The 19,613-nt window shown below is 63.7% G+C and carries 18 protein-coding genes; 8 read left to right on the forward strand and 10 right to left on the reverse strand.

Going from position 1 to position 19,613, the window contains the following annotated elements; translation table 11 throughout:
• Nucleotides 1-5: 5 nt before the first annotated feature.
• Complete coding sequence (locus tag O9Z63_RS02290) at nt 6-626, reverse strand: hypothetical protein (protein ID WP_270127656.1); 621 nt, start codon at nt 624-626, stop codon at nt 6-8.
• 162 nt (nt 627-788) lie between these two features.
• On the opposite strand from O9Z63_RS02290, the gene O9Z63_RS02295 reads away from it, so the two are divergent.
• Nucleotides 789-1,553, forward strand: coding sequence for a glycosyltransferase (locus O9Z63_RS02295; protein ID WP_270127657.1), 765 nt, complete (start codon nt 789-791; stop codon nt 1,551-1,553).
• Nucleotides 1,546-2,184: a lipid-A-disaccharide synthase N-terminal domain-containing protein gene (locus O9Z63_RS02300; RefSeq protein ID WP_270127658.1), complete on the forward strand. Its 639-nt coding sequence runs from the start codon at nt 1,546-1,548 to the stop codon at nt 2,182-2,184. Before O9Z63_RS02295 ends, O9Z63_RS02300 begins: the two co-directional genes overlap by 8 nt.
• A 105-nt stretch (nt 2,185-2,289) precedes the next feature.
• On the opposite strand, the gene O9Z63_RS02305 is transcribed toward O9Z63_RS02300, so the two are convergent.
• Together O9Z63_RS02305 and O9Z63_RS02310 are read right to left on the reverse strand one after the other, a co-directional pair.
• Nucleotides 2,290-3,987, reverse strand: coding sequence for an ArnT family glycosyltransferase (locus O9Z63_RS02305; protein WP_270127659.1), 1,698 nt, complete (start codon nt 3,985-3,987; stop codon nt 2,290-2,292).
• Between the two features lie 6 nt (nt 3,988-3,993).
• The gene (locus O9Z63_RS02310; RefSeq protein ID WP_270127661.1) at nt 3,994-5,007 is read right to left on the reverse strand and encodes a GDP-mannose 4,6-dehydratase; all 1,014 of its coding nucleotides are present in this window, start codon (nt 5,005-5,007) and stop codon (nt 3,994-3,996) included.
• A gap of 166 nt (nt 5,008-5,173) precedes the next feature.
• On the opposite strand from O9Z63_RS02310, the gene O9Z63_RS02315 reads away from it, so the two are divergent.
• The 3 genes from O9Z63_RS02315 to O9Z63_RS02325 all read left to right on the forward strand — a co-directional run bounded on the left by O9Z63_RS02315 (nt 5,174) and on the right by O9Z63_RS02325 (nt 9,682).
• On the forward strand, nt 5,174-6,835 hold the full coding sequence (locus O9Z63_RS02315; RefSeq protein WP_270127662.1) for an ArnT family glycosyltransferase: 1,662 nt from the start codon (nt 5,174-5,176) through the stop codon (nt 6,833-6,835).
• Nucleotides 6,836-6,963: 128 nt separating this feature from the next.
• Nucleotides 6,964-9,075 carry a M13 family metallopeptidase gene (locus O9Z63_RS02320; protein ID WP_270127663.1) on the forward strand — a complete coding sequence of 704 codons (2,112 nt, stop codon included), beginning with the start codon at nt 6,964-6,966 and terminating at the stop codon, nt 9,073-9,075.
• A gap of 253 nt (nt 9,076-9,328) precedes the next feature.
• The gene (locus tag O9Z63_RS02325; protein ID WP_270127664.1) at nt 9,329-9,682 is read left to right on the forward strand and encodes a hypothetical protein; all 354 of its coding nucleotides are present in this window, start codon (nt 9,329-9,331) and stop codon (nt 9,680-9,682) included.
• A 165-nt stretch (nt 9,683-9,847) separates the two neighbouring features.
• Here the strand turns inward: O9Z63_RS02325 and O9Z63_RS02330 are convergent, their stop codons facing one another.
• Both O9Z63_RS02330 and O9Z63_RS02335 read right to left on the reverse strand, forming a co-directional pair.
• Nucleotides 9,848-10,624, reverse strand: a complete 777-nt coding sequence (locus O9Z63_RS02330; protein ID WP_270127665.1) for a peptidylprolyl isomerase — start codon at nt 10,622-10,624, stop codon at nt 9,848-9,850.
• 97 nt (nt 10,625-10,721) lie between these two features.
• On the reverse strand, nt 10,722-11,993 hold the full coding sequence (locus O9Z63_RS02335; RefSeq protein ID WP_270127666.1) for a zinc dependent phospholipase C family protein: 1,272 nt from the start codon (nt 11,991-11,993) through the stop codon (nt 10,722-10,724).
• A gap of 225 nt (nt 11,994-12,218) precedes the next feature.
• Here O9Z63_RS02335 and O9Z63_RS02340 point away from each other — a divergent pair, with 225 nt between their 5' ends.
• Nucleotides 12,219-13,253, forward strand: coding sequence for a hypothetical protein (locus tag O9Z63_RS02340; protein ID WP_270127668.1), 1,035 nt, complete (start codon nt 12,219-12,221; stop codon nt 13,251-13,253).
• Between the two features lie 206 nt (nt 13,254-13,459).
• On the opposite strand, the gene O9Z63_RS02345 is transcribed toward O9Z63_RS02340, so the two are convergent.
• Together O9Z63_RS02345 and O9Z63_RS02350 are read right to left on the reverse strand one after the other, a co-directional pair.
• Nucleotides 13,460-15,280 carry a glycosyltransferase family protein gene (locus tag O9Z63_RS02345; protein WP_270127669.1) on the reverse strand — a complete coding sequence of 607 codons (1,821 nt, stop codon included), beginning with the start codon at nt 15,278-15,280 and terminating at the stop codon, nt 13,460-13,462.
• Nucleotides 15,281-15,471: 191 nt separating this feature from the next.
• Nucleotides 15,472-16,764: an amidohydrolase family protein gene (locus O9Z63_RS02350; protein ID WP_270127670.1), complete on the reverse strand. Its 1,293-nt coding sequence runs from the start codon at nt 16,762-16,764 to the stop codon at nt 15,472-15,474.
• 160 nt (nt 16,765-16,924) lie between these two features.
• Here O9Z63_RS02350 and O9Z63_RS02355 point away from each other — a divergent pair, with 160 nt between their 5' ends.
• Nucleotides 16,925-17,176: an acyl-CoA-binding protein gene (locus tag O9Z63_RS02355; protein ID WP_044013690.1), complete on the forward strand. Its 252-nt coding sequence runs from the start codon at nt 16,925-16,927 to the stop codon at nt 17,174-17,176.
• Nucleotides 17,177-17,297: 121 nt separating this feature from the next.
• Here O9Z63_RS02355 and O9Z63_RS02360 read toward each other — a convergent pair whose 3' ends face one another.
• Nucleotides 17,298-17,537, reverse strand: a complete 240-nt coding sequence (locus O9Z63_RS02360) for a CDGSH iron-sulfur domain-containing protein (protein WP_270127671.1) — start codon at nt 17,535-17,537, stop codon at nt 17,298-17,300.
• 106 nt (nt 17,538-17,643) lie between these two features.
• Complete coding sequence (locus O9Z63_RS02365) at nt 17,644-18,162, reverse strand: GNAT family N-acetyltransferase (RefSeq protein WP_270127672.1); 519 nt, start codon at nt 18,160-18,162, stop codon at nt 17,644-17,646.
• A 143-nt stretch (nt 18,163-18,305) separates the two neighbouring features.
• Here O9Z63_RS02365 and O9Z63_RS02370 point away from each other — a divergent pair, with 143 nt between their 5' ends.
• Nucleotides 18,306-18,989 carry a hypothetical protein gene (locus tag O9Z63_RS02370; protein ID WP_270127674.1) on the forward strand — a complete coding sequence of 228 codons (684 nt, stop codon included), beginning with the start codon at nt 18,306-18,308 and terminating at the stop codon, nt 18,987-18,989.
• Between the two features lie 85 nt (nt 18,990-19,074).
• On the opposite strand, the gene O9Z63_RS02375 is transcribed toward O9Z63_RS02370, so the two are convergent.
• Complete coding sequence (locus O9Z63_RS02375) at nt 19,075-19,551, reverse strand: hypothetical protein (protein WP_270127675.1); 477 nt, start codon at nt 19,549-19,551, stop codon at nt 19,075-19,077.
• Nucleotides 19,552-19,613 lie beyond the last annotated feature (62 nt).

The raw sequence follows: 19,613 nt of genomic DNA on the forward strand, positions 1-19,613 counted from the left end.
AAACGCTAGCGGCGGGCCAGCGGCTGGAACCGATAGCCCACCTGCAGGCCCACACCGCCCTCAAGCCACACGCCCCCCGTGCTGTTAAGCGAGGCTGACTGCCGCCGCCGCAGGTTCAGGCCCAGGTAGCTGTCGAGCGTCAGGCGGCGGCCCAACGACGACTGCCGGCCCAGCAGGAACTGCACCTGCGCGGTGGTGCGGGAGCGGTTGTAGTTCAGGTTGGTGTAGCGGGAGTGCTGCTCTCTGCTGTTGCGCAGGTAGGTGTGCAGGTTGGCGGCCGCAAACCAGCCGGCCAGCGGCCGGATTTTGTGGCGCCGGAAGTAGCGGCGCAGCTGCACGTTGGTATTATAGAACCGCTCCCGCGTTGTGTAGTTGTCTTCCACGATGCTCCCATCGTAGTCGTAGAAGATGGTGCCGCTGCGCTGCGAGTAGCCAAAGTAGCCCACACTGCCTATCACCGACCACTGGGTTGACAGCTGCCGCTCGTAGGTCAGGGCATAGAAACCAGGCCCGAAGCCCTGTATGCCCAGCTTGATGATCTGCTGGGGTGGGGTGGTAGCAAGGATGGTGTCGGGGGCAGACAGCAGGGTGGCGGCGCTCAGCGCCAGCGCATAGAAAGCAGGCATACGGATGTAAAAATAGCAGTAGAAACAGAGACGTAACCCTATACGAACTTGGATGGCGAATATTGTGGCTGCCCCAGATTGGGGTGGCTGCAACTTCGGGCCGAATCTGCCAGTATGGGTTGCGTATCTTTGCCGCTGATTTTCTGATCTGCCCTATTGCTTATGCCCCAACCGCCCGCTGCTGCCACGTATCTTTCCCAGCAAACCCTCACCGTGCTCGTGCCGGTGTACGACGAAGAAGAAAGCCTGCCGCAGTTTGTGGTGGAGATGGATAAATTTCTGGCCCAGACGCCCGTGCCCACCACCGTGTTGTTCATCAACGACGGCTCCAAGGACGGCTCTTTGGCCCTGCTGCGCGACATCACGCGCCAGAACCCGGTCTACCACTTCATCAGCCTGAGCGAAAACCGGGGCCTGAGCACGGCCATCAAAGCCGGCATCGACCACTGCCGCACCACGCTGGTGGGTTACATCGACTCCGACATCCAGACCACACCGATGGACTTTCTGCAGTTCTTCGAGTTCCTGCCCGAGTACGATATGGTGAACGGCATCCGGGCCAAGCGCCAGGATACGGTGGTGAAGAAGCTGTCCTCGAAAATTGCCAACACCGTGCGCCGCACGCTCATCAACGACGGCATCGAGGACACCGGCTGCCCACTGAAAATCATGAAGATTGAGTATGCCCGGCGCCTGCCGCTGTTCCATGGCATGCACCGCTTCCTGGGGGCGCTGGTGCAGCTGCAGGGCGGCCGCGTGAAGCAGCTGCCGGTGCGGCACTTCCCACGCTTCGCCGGCACGGCCAAGTACAACCTCTGGAACCGCGCCTGGAAGCCGCTGGTGGACACGTTTGGCTTCCGCTGGATCCGGAGCCGCTGGAAAAACTACGAAATAGGGGAGCAGCACCGCCCCGAAGCGCATGCTTAGTGCCACGCAGGTAGCGCTAGGTATCGGGCTTACCTCGCAGCTGCTGTTCAGTAGCCGCATTGTACTGCAATGGGTGCAGAGCGAGCGGGCCAAGCGGGTGCTGGTACCCACGCTGTTCTGGCAGATCAGCCTGATTTCGTCGTTTCTGATGATTATCTACGGCATGCTGCGCCAGGACCCCGTGATTCTGGCCGCGCAGCTGGTCAGCTACGCCATCTACATCCGCAACCTGCAGCTGCTGGGCGAGTGGCGCAAGCTGAGCGCGCCGTTTCGGGTGGGGGCCTATGTGTTTCCGCTGGCTATGCTGGGGTGGTTTGCCGTTGGCAACCAGCATTTTAGTTTGCGGGCCATGCTCAGCCACGGCATTCCGGCCGGCGTGCTGCTGCTGGGCGCGGTAGGACAGGCCGTGTTTCTGCTGCGGTTTGTGTACCAGTGGCTGTACTCAGAGCGCAAGGGCGAGTCGGTGCTGCCGCTGAGCTTCTGGGTGGTGAGTTTGGTGGGCTCAGTGATGATTCTGACCTACGCCATCCTGCGCCGCCCCGTTGATATAGTGCTGATTGTGGGAAACATTTTCGGTACCGTGGTCTACGCCCGCAACATCGTGCTCCTGCGCCGTGAGCAGCAGGGGTAGTTGCCAGTAGCGCGAACTTTGTAGTTCGCGTCTCCGCGCTGTTCACGCAATTGCAACGGTGCGGGGACGCGAATTACAAAGTTCGCGCTACTGGCAACTAACAACTTATTTCGGCTCTACGATGAATACGCGCCAGAAGCCGCCGTCGCGGTTCCGGTCGAGGTAAAAGCTGTCGACGACGTGCAGGCGGACCTGGTTGCGCCAGGTGGCGGGCAGCTGCCGGGCTATTTTCGAGCCGGTGAGTACGGCTATCGGGCGGGTGGGGCGCAGCAATACGGAGTCGGCGGAGCGGGGCCAGGAGGGCGCGGCGCGGCCGGCGCGCCACACTTCCTTGATGTGCAGCTCTTCCAGCGTGTACCAGGGCAAGCGGGCCAGCGCCGGGTTGTGCTGCAAGGCATCGGAGCGGCGCAGGCCCGGCTCAGCCTTGCGCTCCGACCACACCGCATGCGCCGGCAGAATCAGCGACACCAGCACCGCCATGGCCGTCAGCGCCACGCCCATCACAAACACTGGCCGCACTACTTGGCGCAATGTGCGGCCCAGCACCACGGCCAGCCCCCAGAACAGCACCAGCGCGCAGCCAAACGGCAACGAACCGATGCCAAAGCCCGGCAGGTTTGCCACGGCCATTGCCACCGGCACCAGCGCAAACAGCAGCGTCAGCAGGCCAGCCCAGATGCGGAGCAGCCGGGTTTCGGGCTGCTGCGTGGGGTTTTGGCGCAGCACGGTTTCAAAGTGGCGCAGCAGCCCCGCCATCAGAATAGCCAGCGGCGGCATCAGGGGCAGCATGTAGCGCTCCTTTTTCTCGGGCACGAGGCTCAGTAGCAGCAGGGAAAGCAGCAGCCAAGCCAGCGCGGTGGTGTAGGGCACGTAGCGGCCGGCGCGGGGCCGCGCAAACCGCACCGCCAGCACCGCCAACGCCACCGGCGCCCAGATGCCGGCAAACACTGCGAAGTTCCAGTAGTCCCAGAACGGGCGGGAGTGGCGCTCCACCCACGAGGTGGCCTCCAGCCGGGCCACGGCCAGCGCGGCCGGCGCCACCATATCCTGAACGGCGAGATACGTCGGCCAAGCCAGCCCTACCAGCAGCCCCAGCGCCGCCAGCAGCAGCAGGCCGCGCTTGCGGGCGGACGTGAGCGGGCCGCGCTCTGGGTGCAGGCGTGGCACCCCAAAGGCTACCAGAAACGGCAGCAGCATAGCGTAGGGCGTCACGGGGCCTTTGCTGAGGATGGCGCCGCCCAGCAGCAGGCCGCTGAGCGCAAACCACCCGCCGCTGCCTTTGGCCGCGTTCCAGGCCCGGGCCAGCGCCCAGAGCGTGCCCACCATCAGGCTGTTGGCGAAAATGTCCCAGTGGCCTTCGCGCCCCACCGTAATCATGAGCAGGCTGCTGGCCAGCACCAGGGCCCCCAGCCAGGCGGTGCGGCCCGGGGCCTCAGTCTCGCCGGGCAGCTGCCGGGTTAGCTCGCGCAGCAAGCCCCAGAAGAAAAACACCAGCAGCGTCGACATGATGGCCGCGGGCAGCCGCAGCAGCGCCGGGTTGGCTGGCTGGTGGGTGAGCTTGATGACGCCGGCCACGGCCCAGGTTGGCAGGGGCGGTTTGGCTAGGCGCAGCGCGCCGTTCATGGTCGGGATGATCCAGGAACCGCCGGCTGCCATTTCGCGGGCCGCCACGAAGTTGCGGGCTTCCATCAGGTTCACCTCGGCCTGGCCCAGGTTCACGAAAAAGGAAAAGGCGCACACCAGCGCCACCAAAGCCACGCGCAGCCGCGGGCTCTCGAAATCAGCAAACAAACCGGTGGACATCAGGCGCTAGGAACGGGGAGTGAGAGCGGCCGGGGCCAGTTCGGACGGGGCAGCCTGAGTATCCAGCCAGCCAACAAACTGCCGCAAGCCCTCGGCCAGAGTGGTTTGCGGCTGGTAGCCCAGCAGGCGGGCGGCCTTTTCGTTGTCGGCGTAGGTTATATCCACGTCGCCGGCCTGGGTGGGCTGGAACTGCAGCACCGGCGCCACGCCCACGGCCTCGCCGATGGCGGCCACCAGCTCCAGCAGCGGCACCGGCTGGCTGTTGCCCAGGTTCACGGTTTCGTAGGTGCCGGGGTGGGCCAGCAGGTACTCCAGCCCGCGCACGATGCCATCCACGGTATCGGCCACGAAGGTGTAGTCGCGGGCCATGCTGCCGTCGCCGTACACCGGAATGGGCTGGCCGGCCCGCAGCAGGCGCGCAAACTTATGGATGGCCAGATCGGGGCGCTGGCGCGGGCCATACACCGTGAAGAAGCGCGCATTCAGCACGCTCAGCTGATACAGATGATGATAGGTGAAGGTGAGGGCTTCGCCGGCCAGCTTGCTGGCGGCGTAGGGCGAGATGCTGCGCGCCAGCAGCGACTCTTCTTCCCGGAACGGCGTGCGCGGCGTGTTGCCGTACACCGACGACGACGACGCAAATACCAGCGTCTTGACTTCCTGCTGCCGCATCCATTCCAGCAGGTGGGTGGTGCCCAGCACGTTGTTTTCCATGTAGGCTGCCGGCTCGCGCAGCGAGGGGCCCACGCCGGCCTTGGCGGCCAGGTGAACCACGGCATCGTACGCAAACGCAGCCGGCAGTGCTGCCTGCAGCGCCGCCGTGCCCTGCCGCAGATCTGCCTGGCAGAAGCTAAAGTGCGGGTGCTGCCGCAGCGCGGCCAGGTTACTCTCCTTGATAGTCTGGCCGTAGAACGGGTCGAAATTGTCGATGCCGACTACGCGGTAGCCGTCGGCCAGCAGCCGCTCGCTGAGATGAGAGCCAATAAAGCCGGCCGAGCCGGTCACTAATACAGTACGCATGCAGCAGCGATAGAATGAATCCGCCAAAGGTCGGCAAGTTCGGCAACTAACGGGCAGGCCCGCGCCATGCAGGCTGCGGGCCGTTGCCGTGGCCTCCCTCAACCCCGGCCCAGAATAGACGCAACGACGCGCCCTTTGTTTTAAGTTTGTTTTAATGAATCAGCCTTTGCCTACTTCCGCCGGTGCCTTTTCGTATTCCCGCTACTGGCTGTGGGGCTTTCTGCTTCTGCTGGCCGCCAGCCTGTTAGCGGGCCTGAATGCCTGGGGGCCGCTGGAAAGCAGCGAGGCACGCTACGCCGAAATCGGGCGCGAAATGCTGGCCAGCCACGACTGGCTGCACCCGCGGCTGCTGGGTATCGGGCATTTTCATAAGCCGCCCCTCACGTATTGGCTTACGGCCGCCGCGCTGGCTATAGCGGGGCCCACGGCGCTGGGTGTGCGGCTGCTGCCGGTGCTGGCCGTGCTGGCACAGGTGCTGCTGGTGTATGGCCTGGGCAAGCTGTTTTTTGGCGGCGACCAGACCCGGGCCCGCACGGCGGCTATCATCTACGGTACGCTGCCAGTGGTGCTGGTGTCGGCCCTCAACGTCACGACCGATGCCTACCTGGCCACGCTGGAGCTGGCCGCCGCCTACGGCATCCTGCGCCACTACCACGACGGCCGTTGGTGGGGCATGTACCTGTTCTGGCTAGGGCTGGGGCTGGCGTTTCTCACCAAAGGGCCGGTCGGCTTTGTACTGCCGCTGATGGCGGTGGCGGGGCACTACGCATGGCGCGGGCAGGCGCGGCGGCCTTTCACTTGGCACCACGCGCTGGGCCTCGGGCTGTTTGTGCTGGTGGGGCTGAGCTGGTACCTGCTGCTGATGCGCGAGAATCCGGCGTTTCTGCGCTATTTCCTGGTGGGGCACACCGTAGAGCGGTTTGCCAATGCCGAGGCCTTCGGGCGAGCCAAGCCGTGGTGGTTTTATCTGGTGCTGGCGCCCGCCACCAGCCTGCCGTGGGCGGTGCTGCTGGTAGTGCAGGCCATCCGGACGCGCTGGAAGGCGCTGCCGCAGCTGTGGCGCAACGTGCTGGTGTTCTGGGTGGTGGTGCCGCTCGTGTTCTTCTCGTTGTCACAGTCCAAGCTGCTGCTGTACGTGCTGCCCATGTTCCCGGGCGTGGCGCTGCTTACGGCCTACTACCTGCACGCGCTGCCCGAAGCCGCTGCGCGCCGCTGGCACCGCGGCTTTCTGGCGCTGTGGGCGCTGCTGCTGCTGGCGCTGGCCGTACTGCCGGCTGTGGCCGAGCCGCTGAAGCTTGCCCTGTCGCCCGCGGCCGCTGTTCTGCCCGTAGTGGGCCTGCTGGCGTTGGCGCTGAGCGTGTGGCGCGGCAGCCGGCTGCCCATGGCCCTGCAACTGCTGCCGGCCGCGGCCATCTTCACGGCCACGCTGGTTGCGGCGGCCAAGCCCGTTTTCCGGCAGAATGAAGTAAAATTCAACGGAACGCGGCCGGTGGCGGCGCTGCTGCAGGCGCATGGGCTAGGTAGCCGGCCGGTGCTGGTCTACAACGAGCTGCTGCCCTCCCTGGCGTTTGCGCAGGGGCGCGTGCCGGTGTCGTTGTATGCCGGCAACCACAATCTGCTGCGCGAAACGCAGTTTGAAACCACTGCCGCCTGGCGCCGCACCTGGCTGGACATGGCGGCCTCTACGGCCCCAGCTACTCTGGACTCGTTGCAGCAGCAACGGGCGGTGCTGCTGGTGAAGGGCGAGGTAAACCAGGGCCACGAATGGCTGCCGCAGCGCTTCACGCACCACCTGGAACTGCCGCCCTGGTGCGTGTATTACAACTGACCTGCCAGGCGTGCAACTCGGCCAAAACCAACCACGTCTTTGCGGCGTGCTATTGCGGGCGGCGCACCAATTGGCAGTTTCCGCTTACTTTGGCACCTGCAAACTGCCTTTCCACCAATCAAATTCCCATGAAAAACCGCAATACGCTGACCCTGGCCGCCCTGGCTGCCACGGGCCTGTCCTTGGCGGGCTGCGCTTCCGGCACGGCGCCTACGGCCGCCACTACGGCCCCGGCTGCCATGCCGTCCACCCCCACGGAAGCCCCCGTTGTGCCCGGCATTGGCCTGAACGTGGCCAACCGCGACCTGTCGGTTTCGCCCTGCGACAACTTCTTCCAGTACGCCTCGGGCTCCTGGCTGAAAAACAACCCGATTCCGGCTGCTGAAACGCGCTGGGGCTCTTTCAACGAGCTGGCCGACAAGAACAACGCCGTAATGCGTCAGATTCTGGACGAGGCCGCCGCCAATACCTCGGCTGCCAAAGGCACCAACGCCCAGAAAGTAGGCGACTACTACGCCACGGCCATGGACTCGATGGCTATTGAAGCCGCTGGCCTGAAGTTCCTCAAGCCTGAGCTGGACCGCATCGACGGCATCAAAGACCTGAAAGGCCTGCAGAGCGCCGTGGTTCGGGCCCAGAAAATCCAGACCGGTGCCTTCTTCAACGGCTACGTTGGCCAGGACGACAAAATCAGCACCCAGTACGCCGTAAACCTGTACCAAGGCGGCCTGAGTTTGCCCGACCGTGACTACTACCTCAAGGACGACGCCCGCTCGAAAGGCATCCGCACGGCCTACATGACCTACCTGGTCAACACGTTCAAGATGCTCGGCGACAACGACGCTGCGGCCGCCAAGAACGCCGCCACGGTGCTGCGCCTCGAAACGCGCATGGCCAAGGCCAGCAAGAGCCGCGTAGACCTGCGCGACCCTTACGCCAACTACAACAAGATGACGGTGGCGGCGGCCAACAAGCAGTTTCCGAACCTGAACCTGCCCGTGGTGCTCCAGCAGATGGGCCTGGGCGCGGCCAAGGAGGTGATTGTGGGCCAGCCGGCTTTCTTCAAGGAAGTAAGCACCATGATGAAGGCCGAGCCGCTGGCCGACCTCAAAACCTACATGCGCTGGCACTTGGTAACGTCGGTTTCGTCGGCGCTGCCTAAGGCGTATTCGGATGAAAGCTTCAAGTTCACGCAGGTGCTGACCGGCGCCAAGAAGCAGCAGCCCCGCTGGAAGCGCATGCTGCGCTCCACCGATGGCGCCCTGGGCGAGGCCTTCGGCCAGCTCTACGTGGACAAGGCCTTCACGCCCGAAGCCAAGCAGAAGGCCATGGCCATGGTGGATAACATCAAGGCGGCCCTGGCCGAGCACATTCAGCAGCTGGAATGGATGAGCCCCGCCACCAAGGTGGAAGCCATGAAGAAGCTGAACGCCTTCACCGTGAAAATTGGCTATCCCGATGAGTGGAAGGACTATTCGGCCCTCACCATCTCGCGCGAATCGTACCTGAAGAACGTGCTGGCCTCGCGCGAGTGGGCCATCAACGACAACGTGAAGAAGTTTGGCAAGCCGATTGACCGCAAGGAGTGGGGCATGACCCCGCCCACGGTGAATGCCTACTACAACCCGAGCATGAACGAAATCGTGTTTCCGGCCGGCATCATGCAGCCCCCGTTCTTCGACCCTAAAGCCGATGACGCGGTAAACTACGGCGGCATGGGCGCGGTTATCGGCCACGAAATCACGCACGGCTTCGACGACCAGGGCCGGCAGTACGACGCCGAGGGCAACCTGAAAGACTGGTGGACCAAGGAAGACGCCGAGAAGTTCGACGCCCGCGCCGCCATTGTCGGCAAGCAGTTCGATGCCTTCTCGCCGCTGGACTCGGTGTACGTGAACGGCAAGCTGACCATGGGCGAAAACCTCGCCGACCTGGGCGGCCTCAACATTGCCTACACCGCCCTGCAAAAGCAGCTGCAGAAACAGTACGGCAGCAACGAGCGGCCCAAGTACGATGGCCTGACGCCCGAGCAGCGCTTCTTCCTGGCCTACGCCCAGATCTGGCGCACCAACGCCCGGCCGGAGTACCTGCGCCAGCAGGTAATGACCGACCCGCACTCGCCGGCCCAGTTCCGTACCAACGGCCCGCTCATGAATATGCCCCAGTTCTACGAGGCCTTCGGCTGCAAAGAAGACGCCAAGATGGTGCGCGTGCAGTCCGAGCGTGCCAAAATCTGGTAGGCTGAATGGCTTGATTGCCGAATAGTTGAATTGCTAAAAGGCGGCCCGCACAGCGTGGGCCGCCTTTTTTGTGTTTGGGGGTAACTGGCCCCGGTCTATGCGGCACAGCCGCGACGACCGGTGGCCGCCAAACCACCCCGGCCTCCGACCGGAAGATGCGCAGCAGCCATCCCACCCCGCGCCGCCACGGCCCAATGGCCGGTTTCCAGACCGGCAATCGGGCGTACTTGCCTAACTTGCTGCCATGCTTAAGATGTTTCGTTTGCTTGCGTGGCTGCCGCTGCTGGCCGCCTGTTCCGGTTCGGAGAGTGTGCAGGAGCAGGTGGACGACCCGCGGGTGGGCGACGTGTACGTGGTGCAGTTTCAGCCCCAGGGCAGCCCGGCCCCGCGCTACTACTTCTACCACCTGTTCCGCGTCGCGCCCGACAGCGTGTATCTGCACCCTGCCCGCCAGGACTCGCCCAGCCCCGACGCCGACCTGCGCCAGCTGGCCTTCGAGCCCACCCCCAAAACCATCGTCTACACCCGCGCCGAGCTGCGCGAGCTACTCCAGCTCCAGCCCGGCGACGTCACGAAAAGCCAGCTGATACAAGTGCGGCGGCCGTAGCGTGGTTGGCGTATGCAGTAGCTAAACCCAAAAAGACCGTCATGCAGAGGCCGGAGGCCGAAGCATCTCGCCAGTATGGTAAATTGATTCTACCACACTAGCGAGATGCTTCGGCCTCCGGCCTCTGCATGACGGTCTTACCTGACGGTAAAACGGTAAGCCACTTTACGGCAGGATTTCCACCCGGATACCTACGTCTTTAAGAGGCCATTTGTAGGCGTCGACGGGCTCGTTGGCTATTTTGTCGATAACGTCGAGGCCCTCGGTGATTTCGCCGAACACGGTGTAGCGGCCATCCAAGGAAGGCACGCCGCCTACGGTGGCGTAGGCGCGCTGCTGCTCGGGCGTGAGCGGCCGGCCGGCCATGGCTTGGCTTTGGGCGGGCGTCATGGTGGAGCCTTGCACGAAGTAGAAATCAGTGCTGGAGGAGAGCTTGCCGGGGTTCTGCTCGTCGTCGTAGCGGGCCATGCCTAGGGCGCCGCGCCGGTGGAAGTGGGCCGGGCGCAGCTCGGGTGGCAGCCGGTAGCGGTTCAGCCGGATGGTGCGGTGCTCGGAGCTACCGCCCTGCACGGCAAAGCCCTTGACCACGCGGTTGAATACCGACTCGTCGAACACACCCCGGCGCGAGAGCAGCAGGAAGTTGGCTTTGTGGATGGGCGTATCATCGTAGAGCTTCACCCGAATATCGCCGTGGCGGGTGTGCAGCACCACGCCCGAGGCCGGATACTGCCGGCCGTAGGGCAGCAGCAGGGCCGTCGCGCTGCTGTCGGCCAACGACAGCAGGGACGGGCCGGGGGTAGGCTTCTCGTTCGATATGACGGGCGCGGCCGTTTCATCCACGGGCTGCTGGCGGTTGCAGGCCGGCAGCGTCAGGCTGGCCGCGGCCAGCAGCAGCGCACCGCGCAGAGTGCCCGTTCGGGCCGAAGGAGGGAAGGAGAGCATAACCGAAAAACAGGACGGAGAGCGGGAAAAACAAACGCGTCGGCCGGGCTCCGCACGGAACCCGGCCGACGCCAAAGGTAGCAGGGTGGCCGGTAGTCTACCAGCCCGAACCGGCCGGTGCATCCCAGCCGTCGTCTTTCTGGGCCGCCTTCTTCTTGCGGGCGGGCTCCTTATCCTTGGTTTTGGTGGTGCCGCCGTCGGCCGACTTGGTTTTGATCTTCACCTTTTCCGGGCCTTTTTCCGAGGGCCGGGCGGCTGGCGCTGGGGTGCCGGCCGTGGCAGCTTTGGGCGCCGCGGCAGGGGCGGGGGCCGGTGAAGTGGTTTCCAGGGTAGGCGGAGCCATGTCGGTGGCGGCGTTGATCTGGTCGGCCTGCACTACCACGGCCTGCTTCTGCAGGGCCAGTAGCAGCTGCTGGGGCACCAGGCCGTTGTCTTTCCACACTTTCAGCTGCGCATCCAGCGAATCTTTGTCGGCCTTTTCGGGCTTGCGGGCCATCAGCTCGTTGAGGTTGGGGCTACCGCCGTCCTTCCAGGCCGTCAGCCACAACGACGAGATAAACGTGGGGGCCAGCTTCAGGCGGAAGGCCACCATGCCGCCCACTTCCTTGTGGTAGGCATCGGCAAAGGCATCGGAGTAGAAGCGGCGGGTCTTGCCGAACTTATGCGAGAAGCTGTACTTGGTTTCGGGCGTAAACTGCCGGGTCACTTTCTCTTCCCGGTCGAAGGTTTCGCCCAGGAAGCCGTACGATTCCTGCAGCACCTTCCACACGTCGTTGAGCGGCTCCTTCACGTACTTGGCCGGCTCCGAATCCAGCTTGTACTCGGCAATGTGGCGCTCGGGCAGCTTGCTTTCCCAGAGCGAGTGCATGCCGGCCTGGTTAGTGAGCTGGCCGTCGTAGTTTTCGGTGGTGTGCAGCGGCACATAGGCATCGGCCACGTAGTGGCACAGCTCGGCCGAGAGCCGCACAATGGCCACCGTGTCGCGCTGCTTGAAGGCCGTGGTAAGCTGGTCTTTCACGTCGATGATGGTCCAGGGCACGGTGCCGTACTTGCGCAGGGTGTCGGCCGTGTACTTGGCCTCGGCTTTCTCCCAGGCCTTAGGCATAGCCCCAAAGGGGTTGTCGCCGAAGTGGTCGAGGTCGATGAAGTGCTTGCTGGCCTCGGTGGGGTCGGTGTCGCGCCGCTCGTCGGGGGCTGTCGACAGGCGCACGATTTCCTTCATGTGCCGGAAATAGAACGACTGCATGCTGGCGGGCAGCGCATAGATGGAAATTTGCGCGATGGTGCGGTGCGCAAAAAAGCCCCAGCCCGGCGACGTAACCGGAACCAGCAGCACCAGACACAACAAGAGGAGAAACTGTTTTTTCATAGCAGAAGGGCAGCGTCTTGAGGTGGCCCGCAGCGAAGTTAAGGGATTGAGGCCGGGAAGCCGTAACGGCGTGGGCGTTTGGCCGCGGGTTCTGCGTATAAGCAAAGCGCAGGTTTCCAAAACACAATACCTTGCCGCCCGGCTCCAGCCGAAGCCCCTGAACTTGTGCGGTTTCCGGCCGCTGCCGCCGCGCCTTCCATCCCACCGTTCCAGCTCTGCCCACCCGTGACGCTTATCACCAAAAAGAAAATCACCTACGCCATTCAGGCGCCGCTCCGAACCTACCTGCAGCACTACGACCGCGAAGCCACGCTGCCCGTCACGTACCAGGACCTCACGCGTAGCAGCGGCTCCTATCCGCTGGCCGACCGCCAGGGCCGCGACACGATGTGGGAAACCGTGTTCTACGAGCCCCAGACCCTGCGCGAGCTGGGCACCGGCCTGGCCGAGGTGTACGCCATCCTGAAAACCGGGGGCGACCTGAGCTTCACGGAGCATCTGCTGGCCGACCGGGTGGACTACTGCCGTTTCGGCAACTCCAACCCGTTTCGGGTGCGCATCGTCAACCAGCTCAACGACAACTACGACTACTTCTACGTGAAGCGCGCCGACGCCTCGCGGGTGTACGGACTGGAGCTGGAGCACCTGCTCTCGCCCAACAGCCTCAACTACCTCGTTTTCGGCGACACCATCATCGAGGAGCACATTGTGGGCATTCCCGGCGACGACTTCATCCGCGACCGGCTGGCGGCCCCGCACCTCAACCAGGTGCGCATCGCCAAGGAGTTTGTGAAGTTCAACGAGCGGTGCTTTGCACGCCTGCTGGGCGATATGCGGGCCTACAACTACGTCATCGACGTGACGCCCGACTTTGAAGATGAGCAGTACCGCGTGCGGGCCATCGACTTCGACCAGCAGTGCTACGAGGGCAAAAAGACCATGTACCTGCCCCAGTATTTCAAGGACAACCGGGCCGTGGTGCAACTCTGCAGCCGTCTGCTCAACGCCGAAACCACCCGCCAGTACCAGACCGAGGAGCGCGCCCTGATGGCCCGCCGGGCCCGCTCGGAGCGCTACCGCCTCAAAGACCTCATCGACTGCCTCCGCCGCGACGAGGTGTCGCCGCCGGAGAAGGTGGAGCAGCTGAAAGCCCAGCTGAACCTGCACCACCACACCGACCAGTTCCGCCGCTGCCGCTCAATGGGCGACATCGTGCGGCTCAACCTCAAGCTCATGCTGACGAAGGCGAAGAAGGAGTGAGTTTGGGTGGTGAAGTGATGGGGTGAATCGTGACAGGTAAAATAAGAACGTCATTCCGAGCGGGGCGAGGAATCTCGTGTGCTGACGTTGGGACGACCCGAGTTACCACGCTGGCGAGATTCCTCGCTCCGCTCGGAATGACGTTCTTATTTTACCTGTCACGATTCACCCCATCACCCCATCACCCCATCACTCCATCACCAAAATCACCTCTCAAACGCCTCTACCCGTACGTCGTCGATGAGGATGCGCTGGGGGCCGTCGGCGTTCCAGAAGGCCACCCGGATGTTGTCGTAGGACTGGTTGCGCGGTGCCTGCAGGTCGAGGTAGACCTCGGCGGGCCAGTCCTGGCCGACTACGCGCTGCAGCCGGATAAAGCCTTCCTTCACCTTGTCGTCGCCCTGCCGGTAGCTGACCACCAGCTGGGTCATCTTCCAGGTGTCCCATTCCTTCTGCACGCATTTGGCGCGGGCGCGCACCCGCACCCACTGCACGTCATTCTGGAAGATGTTGATGCGGTAGTCGGGGCTGGATTGGTGGGTTTGGTCGAGGGCCAGCGAGCAGCGGCCCTGTAGTGCGGGCGTGCCACAGCCGGCCGTGGTGTCCTGCTCGAAATCGGTGTGCCACAGCTCCCGCACGTTTTTGCGGTTGGAGTCATTCACCAGCTGGTCGGGGTTGTCGAGCAGCCAGAACGTGGAAACCGGCACGGCGTTGCGGCCCACCACCTGCCAGAAAAACGGGCGGGTCATCTCGCCGGCCGCAATCAGGCCGGAGCCGCCGTGGGCTTGGTGCGTCATCCAGAGGTTGTAGTAGATACCAAGCAGCAGCAGCACGGTAAAGGCCGCCACGCGCACCCGCTGGGCGAGCAGCCAGCTCATAGCCGCGGCCATGGGCCAGGCCAGCACGGGGTAGCTCTGCACCATGGCCCGCTGCCCCAACGAGCCGCCGTACCACCAGATGTCCCAGGCAAACGTGACGTAGATAAACAGCACCGAGTAAATCAGCATGGCCCAGAACACCTCGGGGTAGCGCCGCCACAACGCCCCGAAGCCCAGCAAAGCCACGGCCATCAGCGGCGAGTACGTCAGCCAGCCGCTGCGGAAGCTGAAGATACCGTCGTAGAGGTGGGGGCGCAGCCAGCTGAAGCTTTGGTCGCCGTAGCTGTACACCAGCCAGCGCCCCGTCACGTAGTGCCAGTAGAGCGGCTGGATGCTGCCGATAGCCGCGCCCGCCAGGCCGGCCAGCAGCAGGTGCGGCAGGTGCCGGCGCCAGAACGCCAGCCGGGCCGCCAGCACCTGCCGGTCGGGCCGCAGCCCCCACAGAATGGGAATCAGCGTGGCCAGCACTTCGGTTGGGCGGGTCAGGGCCATCAGGCCGCACACCGCGCCGATGGCCAGGGCCCGGCCCAGCGTGGGCCGCTTGTAGAACGCCTGAGTGAGCAGAATCAGGCCCGCATACAGCGTAAACAGCCAGTTGTGCGTCATGGCCGAGTCGATGGCGGCGTAGTTGAGGTAATTGGAGCCCAGGGCCAGCACCACCAGCGTCAGGGCCGTGGCTTCCTCACTGAACCGCCGCCGCAACGTCCACCACACCAGCACAAAGCCCAGAATAGCTACCAGCTCCGCGCCTATCTGCAGGCTCAACTGGTACGGCGCCGAAAACCCGTCGGCGGGGTAGCCCAGCGTCTTGGCGGCCAGGTGGCCGGCCGCAAAAAACGGCAGGCTTTGCACGGCCAGCCCTGCCGGATACTTCATCACCTGGTTGCCGCTGGTCGAGTCCAGATAGGCCTGGTTCTGGTACGGGTCGGGCGAGTATTTCTGGGTGATGGCCGGCAGGAAATCCAGCTTCTTCAGGTCGTGGTAGATAAACGTAGCCGGCAGATACATGTAGTACCCCGACGCGTCCCAGCTGATCAGAGCCTCGGTCTGGGGCTTTTTCCAGCGCGGATAATACCAGAAGGAAGTCAGCAGAATAGAGGCGGAGCAAACCAGCAGCACCCAAAAGGAAAGAGACTTGCGAAGAGGCATTAGTACAGCAGATAGCCGATAGGAGTGAGCCGGCAAATTGCTCAAAAATCAGCAGGATGTACCCGGGCGCCGGCAAATTGGCGGGGGTGGAAAGGCAGGCTCTGGGCCGCAGATGTTTCGGCTTCGGCCGTTTTCAGCAATCGGGGCCGCCCGGGTACTTGCATTGCGCCGGCCACTCGCCAAGAGCAGACCTACTCGCTACGATACACCACGCCCTGCTTCATCACGAAGCGCACCCGCTGCATGGCGTTGATGTCCTGCACCGGGTCGCCGTCTACGGCCACCACGTCGGCCAGTTTGCCGGGCTCCAGCGTGCCCAGGCTGCCCGTCTGGCCCAGCAGCTCCGCCGCCGATACGGTGGCGCTGCGCAGGGCCTCCAGCGGCGGCATGCCGGCCTCCACCATGTAGCGGAACTCCAGCGCATTCATGCCGTGCCGGAACACGGCCGCATCCGTCCCGAAGGCAATCTTGACGCCGGCCTTATAGGCCCGCCCAAACGTGCCCTGTAGCTTGGGCCCGATGGCCAGGGCCTTGGGCGTTACGAGGGCCGGGTAGTAGTTCGGGATTTTGGCCGAGTCGGCCACCGACTTGCCGGCCGTGATGGTGGGCACGTACCAGGTGCCGTATTTCTTCATCAGCTTCATGGTTTCGTCGTCCATGAGCGTGCCGTGCTCGATGCTGGTCACGCCGGCCCGGATGGCGCGCTTCATGCCTTCGGCGCCGTGGGCGTGGCAGGCCACGTTCAAACCTAGGTCGCGGGCCGTCTGCACGATGGTGCGGATTTCCTCCTCGGTCATCTGGGCGCTGCTGCCGTCTTTGGCCACGCTCAGCACGCCGCCGGTGCTGGCAATCTTGATGAGATCGGCGCCGCGCTTGTACTGCTCGCGCACGGCCTGCCGGCCCTGCTCGGGGCCGTTGGCCACGCCGTCGGCCGGGCCGGGCATGCCCATTAGATCCTGGCGGTAGCCATTGGTGGGGTCCATGTGGCCGCCCGTGCCCGATATAGCCTTGCCCGCCGTGAAGATGCGCGGCCCCACCACCTGCCCCCGGTTGATGGCGTTGCGCAACGCAATGTTCACGCCGGAGCCGCCCAGGTCGCGCACCGTGGTAAAGCCTGAAAGCAGCGTCACGCGGGCGTGGTCGAGGGTGCCGAAGGCCACGTCGGCCGGGTTCAGGGTGAATTCCTTGAGGTACTGGTCTTTGCTGGTTTCGCTTTCCAGGTGCACGTGGCAGTCAATCAGGCCCGGCAGCACGGTGCGGTTTTTCAGGTCGATGACCTTGTCGGTAGCATTGGTTGGGGTGGTGTAGCCGCGCTCCACGGCCAGCACGAGGCCTTTTTCCACTACCAGCGTCATTTCGGTCTGGGCGCGGTCGGAGCGCATATCCAGCAGGCGGCCGCAGTGCAGGTAGGTGCGCTGGGCCAGGGCGGTAGCGGGCAGCAGCAAGGTGGCGGCTAGCAGGCTGGGGAGTAATTTTTTCAGCATGAGCTCAGGGCGAAGAAGACAGTGGGAGAGAATGCGAGAAAGATACACGAAGAAAAAACGCTGCATGCCGCCTATTTTTCCGGCAATCCGTATCTTTTGCCACAGGTTCTGCCTGGCAGAGCACCAAATCCACCATTCCACCACTTCACCCTTCCGCCTTATGGCCACTCCCGAAGAATTTGAAGCCGCCGCCGCCCGCAGCAAAGAGCTGCCCGCCAAGCCCGACAACATGACCCTGCTCAAGCTCTACGCCCTCTACAAGCAAGGCAGCGAAGGCGACATTTCCGGTGACCGTCCGGGCGGTTTCGACTTCAAAGCCATTGCCAAATATGACGCCTGGGCCGGCATGCGCGGCAAAAGCCAGGACGAAGCCCGCCAGGAGTACGTGGACTTCGTGAACTCCCTGTTCTAAGCGGCAGCAACCCTATGTAACGCGAAGTTCCACTTCGCGGGTGGACCAGGATCGGCGAGAATGTTCCCTACCATCTCTGGCCCACCCGCGAAGTGGAACTTCGCGTTACGGCTGTAAGCAATTACGCCTGTGGTGCTGGCTTGGGCGCGGGCAGGTCGAAAGCTTTGGCGTCGTGCTCGAAGTGGCCTTTGTGCGAGCCGTCGCAGAAAGGCTTCTGGCTGCTGAGGCCGCAACGGCAGATGCTGATCCGCTCCCGGCCGCCGAGGCCGTAGGGCTGGCCCTGGGCATCTACTAGTTCGATATCGGTGCCCTCCACGCGGAGGGAGCCATTGCTGAGGACGGTGAGTTTGGTGGTGGCCATGAAGAAAAGGAATGTAGCATAGGCTTCAGCCTGTGCTTGTTAAAAAAAACGGAGAAACAAAGCGGAGTTATTGGGATGGGTTGGAGAGCGGCACAGGCTGAATATGCTACAGCAACTCCTTGCGCATGACGTAGTCGTTCATCCAGTAGGGGCCGATGGCAATGTCTTCTTCGCGGTGCCGGGCAAAGCCTTCGTGCTCGTAAAACGCCAGCGCGGGGTTGTGGCGGTTTACGTTCAGCTCCAGGATGTGGCCGCCGGCTGTGCGCACGGCCGTTTCCACGGCCCGCAGCAGCCGCTGCCCAAAGCCCTGCCCCTGGTGCGAGGGCAGGATGTAGATCTTGTTGAGGTGGTAGGCGCCGGCCAACTCTTTGGCTGAGTACGACGCAAAGCCGCCCGGTTGCTGGTCGGCATCCAGCAGCAGCAGAAACTGGTGGCCCTGCTCGGTCATCTGGCGCTGCAGCGAGGCTGGCGTGTAAATCACGCGGTACATGTAGTCGATTTGCTCCTTCGAGATGATGAAGCGGTAGGTGGGCTCCCAAGTGGCTTCGGCCAGCGCAACGATGGTGGCAATATCGGCCGTGGTGGCCGCCCGGATGGTAGCAGAAGCAGGTTCAACGCGTGACATAGGCCGCAAAAACGGCATAAAATAACGGAAAACCGAACCCAAAACGCCCGCGCACTCGTTTTTGGGCCAGAAGTTGCCTGTTGAGGCATACGGCCAGGCGGCCGGTCAGCGTTGCTGATGTTCTCCCGTTTTTCCCTATGCTCATGAAACCACTTTCCCTTTTACTGGCCGCGGCACTGTTGTCGGCTTCGGCCGCAGTGGCCCAGCAAACGCCTGCTTCCAAAGCGCCAGCCTCGAAAGCGCCCGCCAGCACCACCCGCCCTACGGCCAGCAGCACGGCCTCGGCCGTGGAGCGCGACCTGCGCATCTTTTCCGACTGGGTAAGCGACAAAGTGAGCCGCGTCGCTGACGACGTAGCCCGCGAAACGCCGCGCATCACCGAGGAATTCAACCGCCAGAGTAAGCGCATCGACAAAGCTGTGGACAGCCTTACCGTGGAAGGCAAGCGTGAATACGACATCCAGAAGAAGCGCTACGGCTCCTGGCAGGCCCGCCAGGACAGCCTCGACCGCGCCGCCCGCACGCCCGAAACCGCGCAACAGTCGCAGAACAGGCTGTTGGGTGAAAACGTGACCATCAGCCGGGCCCGCGCCACCGAGCTGCCCGACCTCTACGGCCGCTTCATCGAGGCCACTCGCGCCCAGCGCCGCCAGTGGACCGCCGCCGACTGGAGCAACGCCTCCGCCGTGCTAGGCCGCCTGAATGCCCGCTACGAGCAGGTGCGCGAGCAACTGCCGCTGGAAGAGCGGGTGCGCATCCGGTCGTGGCAGGGCGAGTTCCGTACCCTGGAAAAAGCCCGCGACGTGAAAGGCGTAATGGCTGAGTAAGCCCGCAGGCCCCCTATAAACGCCGCCCCGGCAGCACACTATTGCAGTGCGTTGCCGGGGCGGCTTGTGTTTGGGCCAGTATGCGCTACAGGTACGTGAATAGCCACGCGTGGGCAGAGTCGGCGTCGTAGAAGAGCTTGATGGCGACGTGCGGACGGACTCGGGTGAAGAATTCCAGCGCCGCCAGCTGGTTGTGCATGTCGGGCGAGAAAACGTAGGCGAAGGCCCGCATACCGTACTGCTGGGCCAGCGGCAACCATTCATACTCCAGCCAGTCCAAGGCCTCGGTCCAGTCGCCGGTGGCTACGCTCTTGTCGTTGAGCACGAGTGCCGGCCGCAGCTGCTGCATACCCTGCAGGCAGGCTTTGCCGCCTGCAATAACCGATTCGGCCGTGAGGTTGCCGAACCACTGGCCGCACAGTAGCTGCTCGGGCGCATAGTAGAGCTGGCGCAGCAGAGGCGCGCCGTGCTCATCGCGCAGGAAGCCCAATTGCTGGGTGCCTGTCGGAAGCGCGTGTTCTGATTCGGGCTGCGGAAAGAAGGAGGGAAGAGGGACCGGCATGGGAAAGAAGGGCAGGACAGAGGGGGTAAATATAGGATTTAATAGATATGCGAGGAAAGCCG

Origin of the sequence: Hymenobacter yonginensis (assembly GCF_027625995.1) — a bacterium.
GTDB lineage: Bacteria > Bacteroidota > Bacteroidia > Cytophagales > Hymenobacteraceae > Hymenobacter > Hymenobacter yonginensis.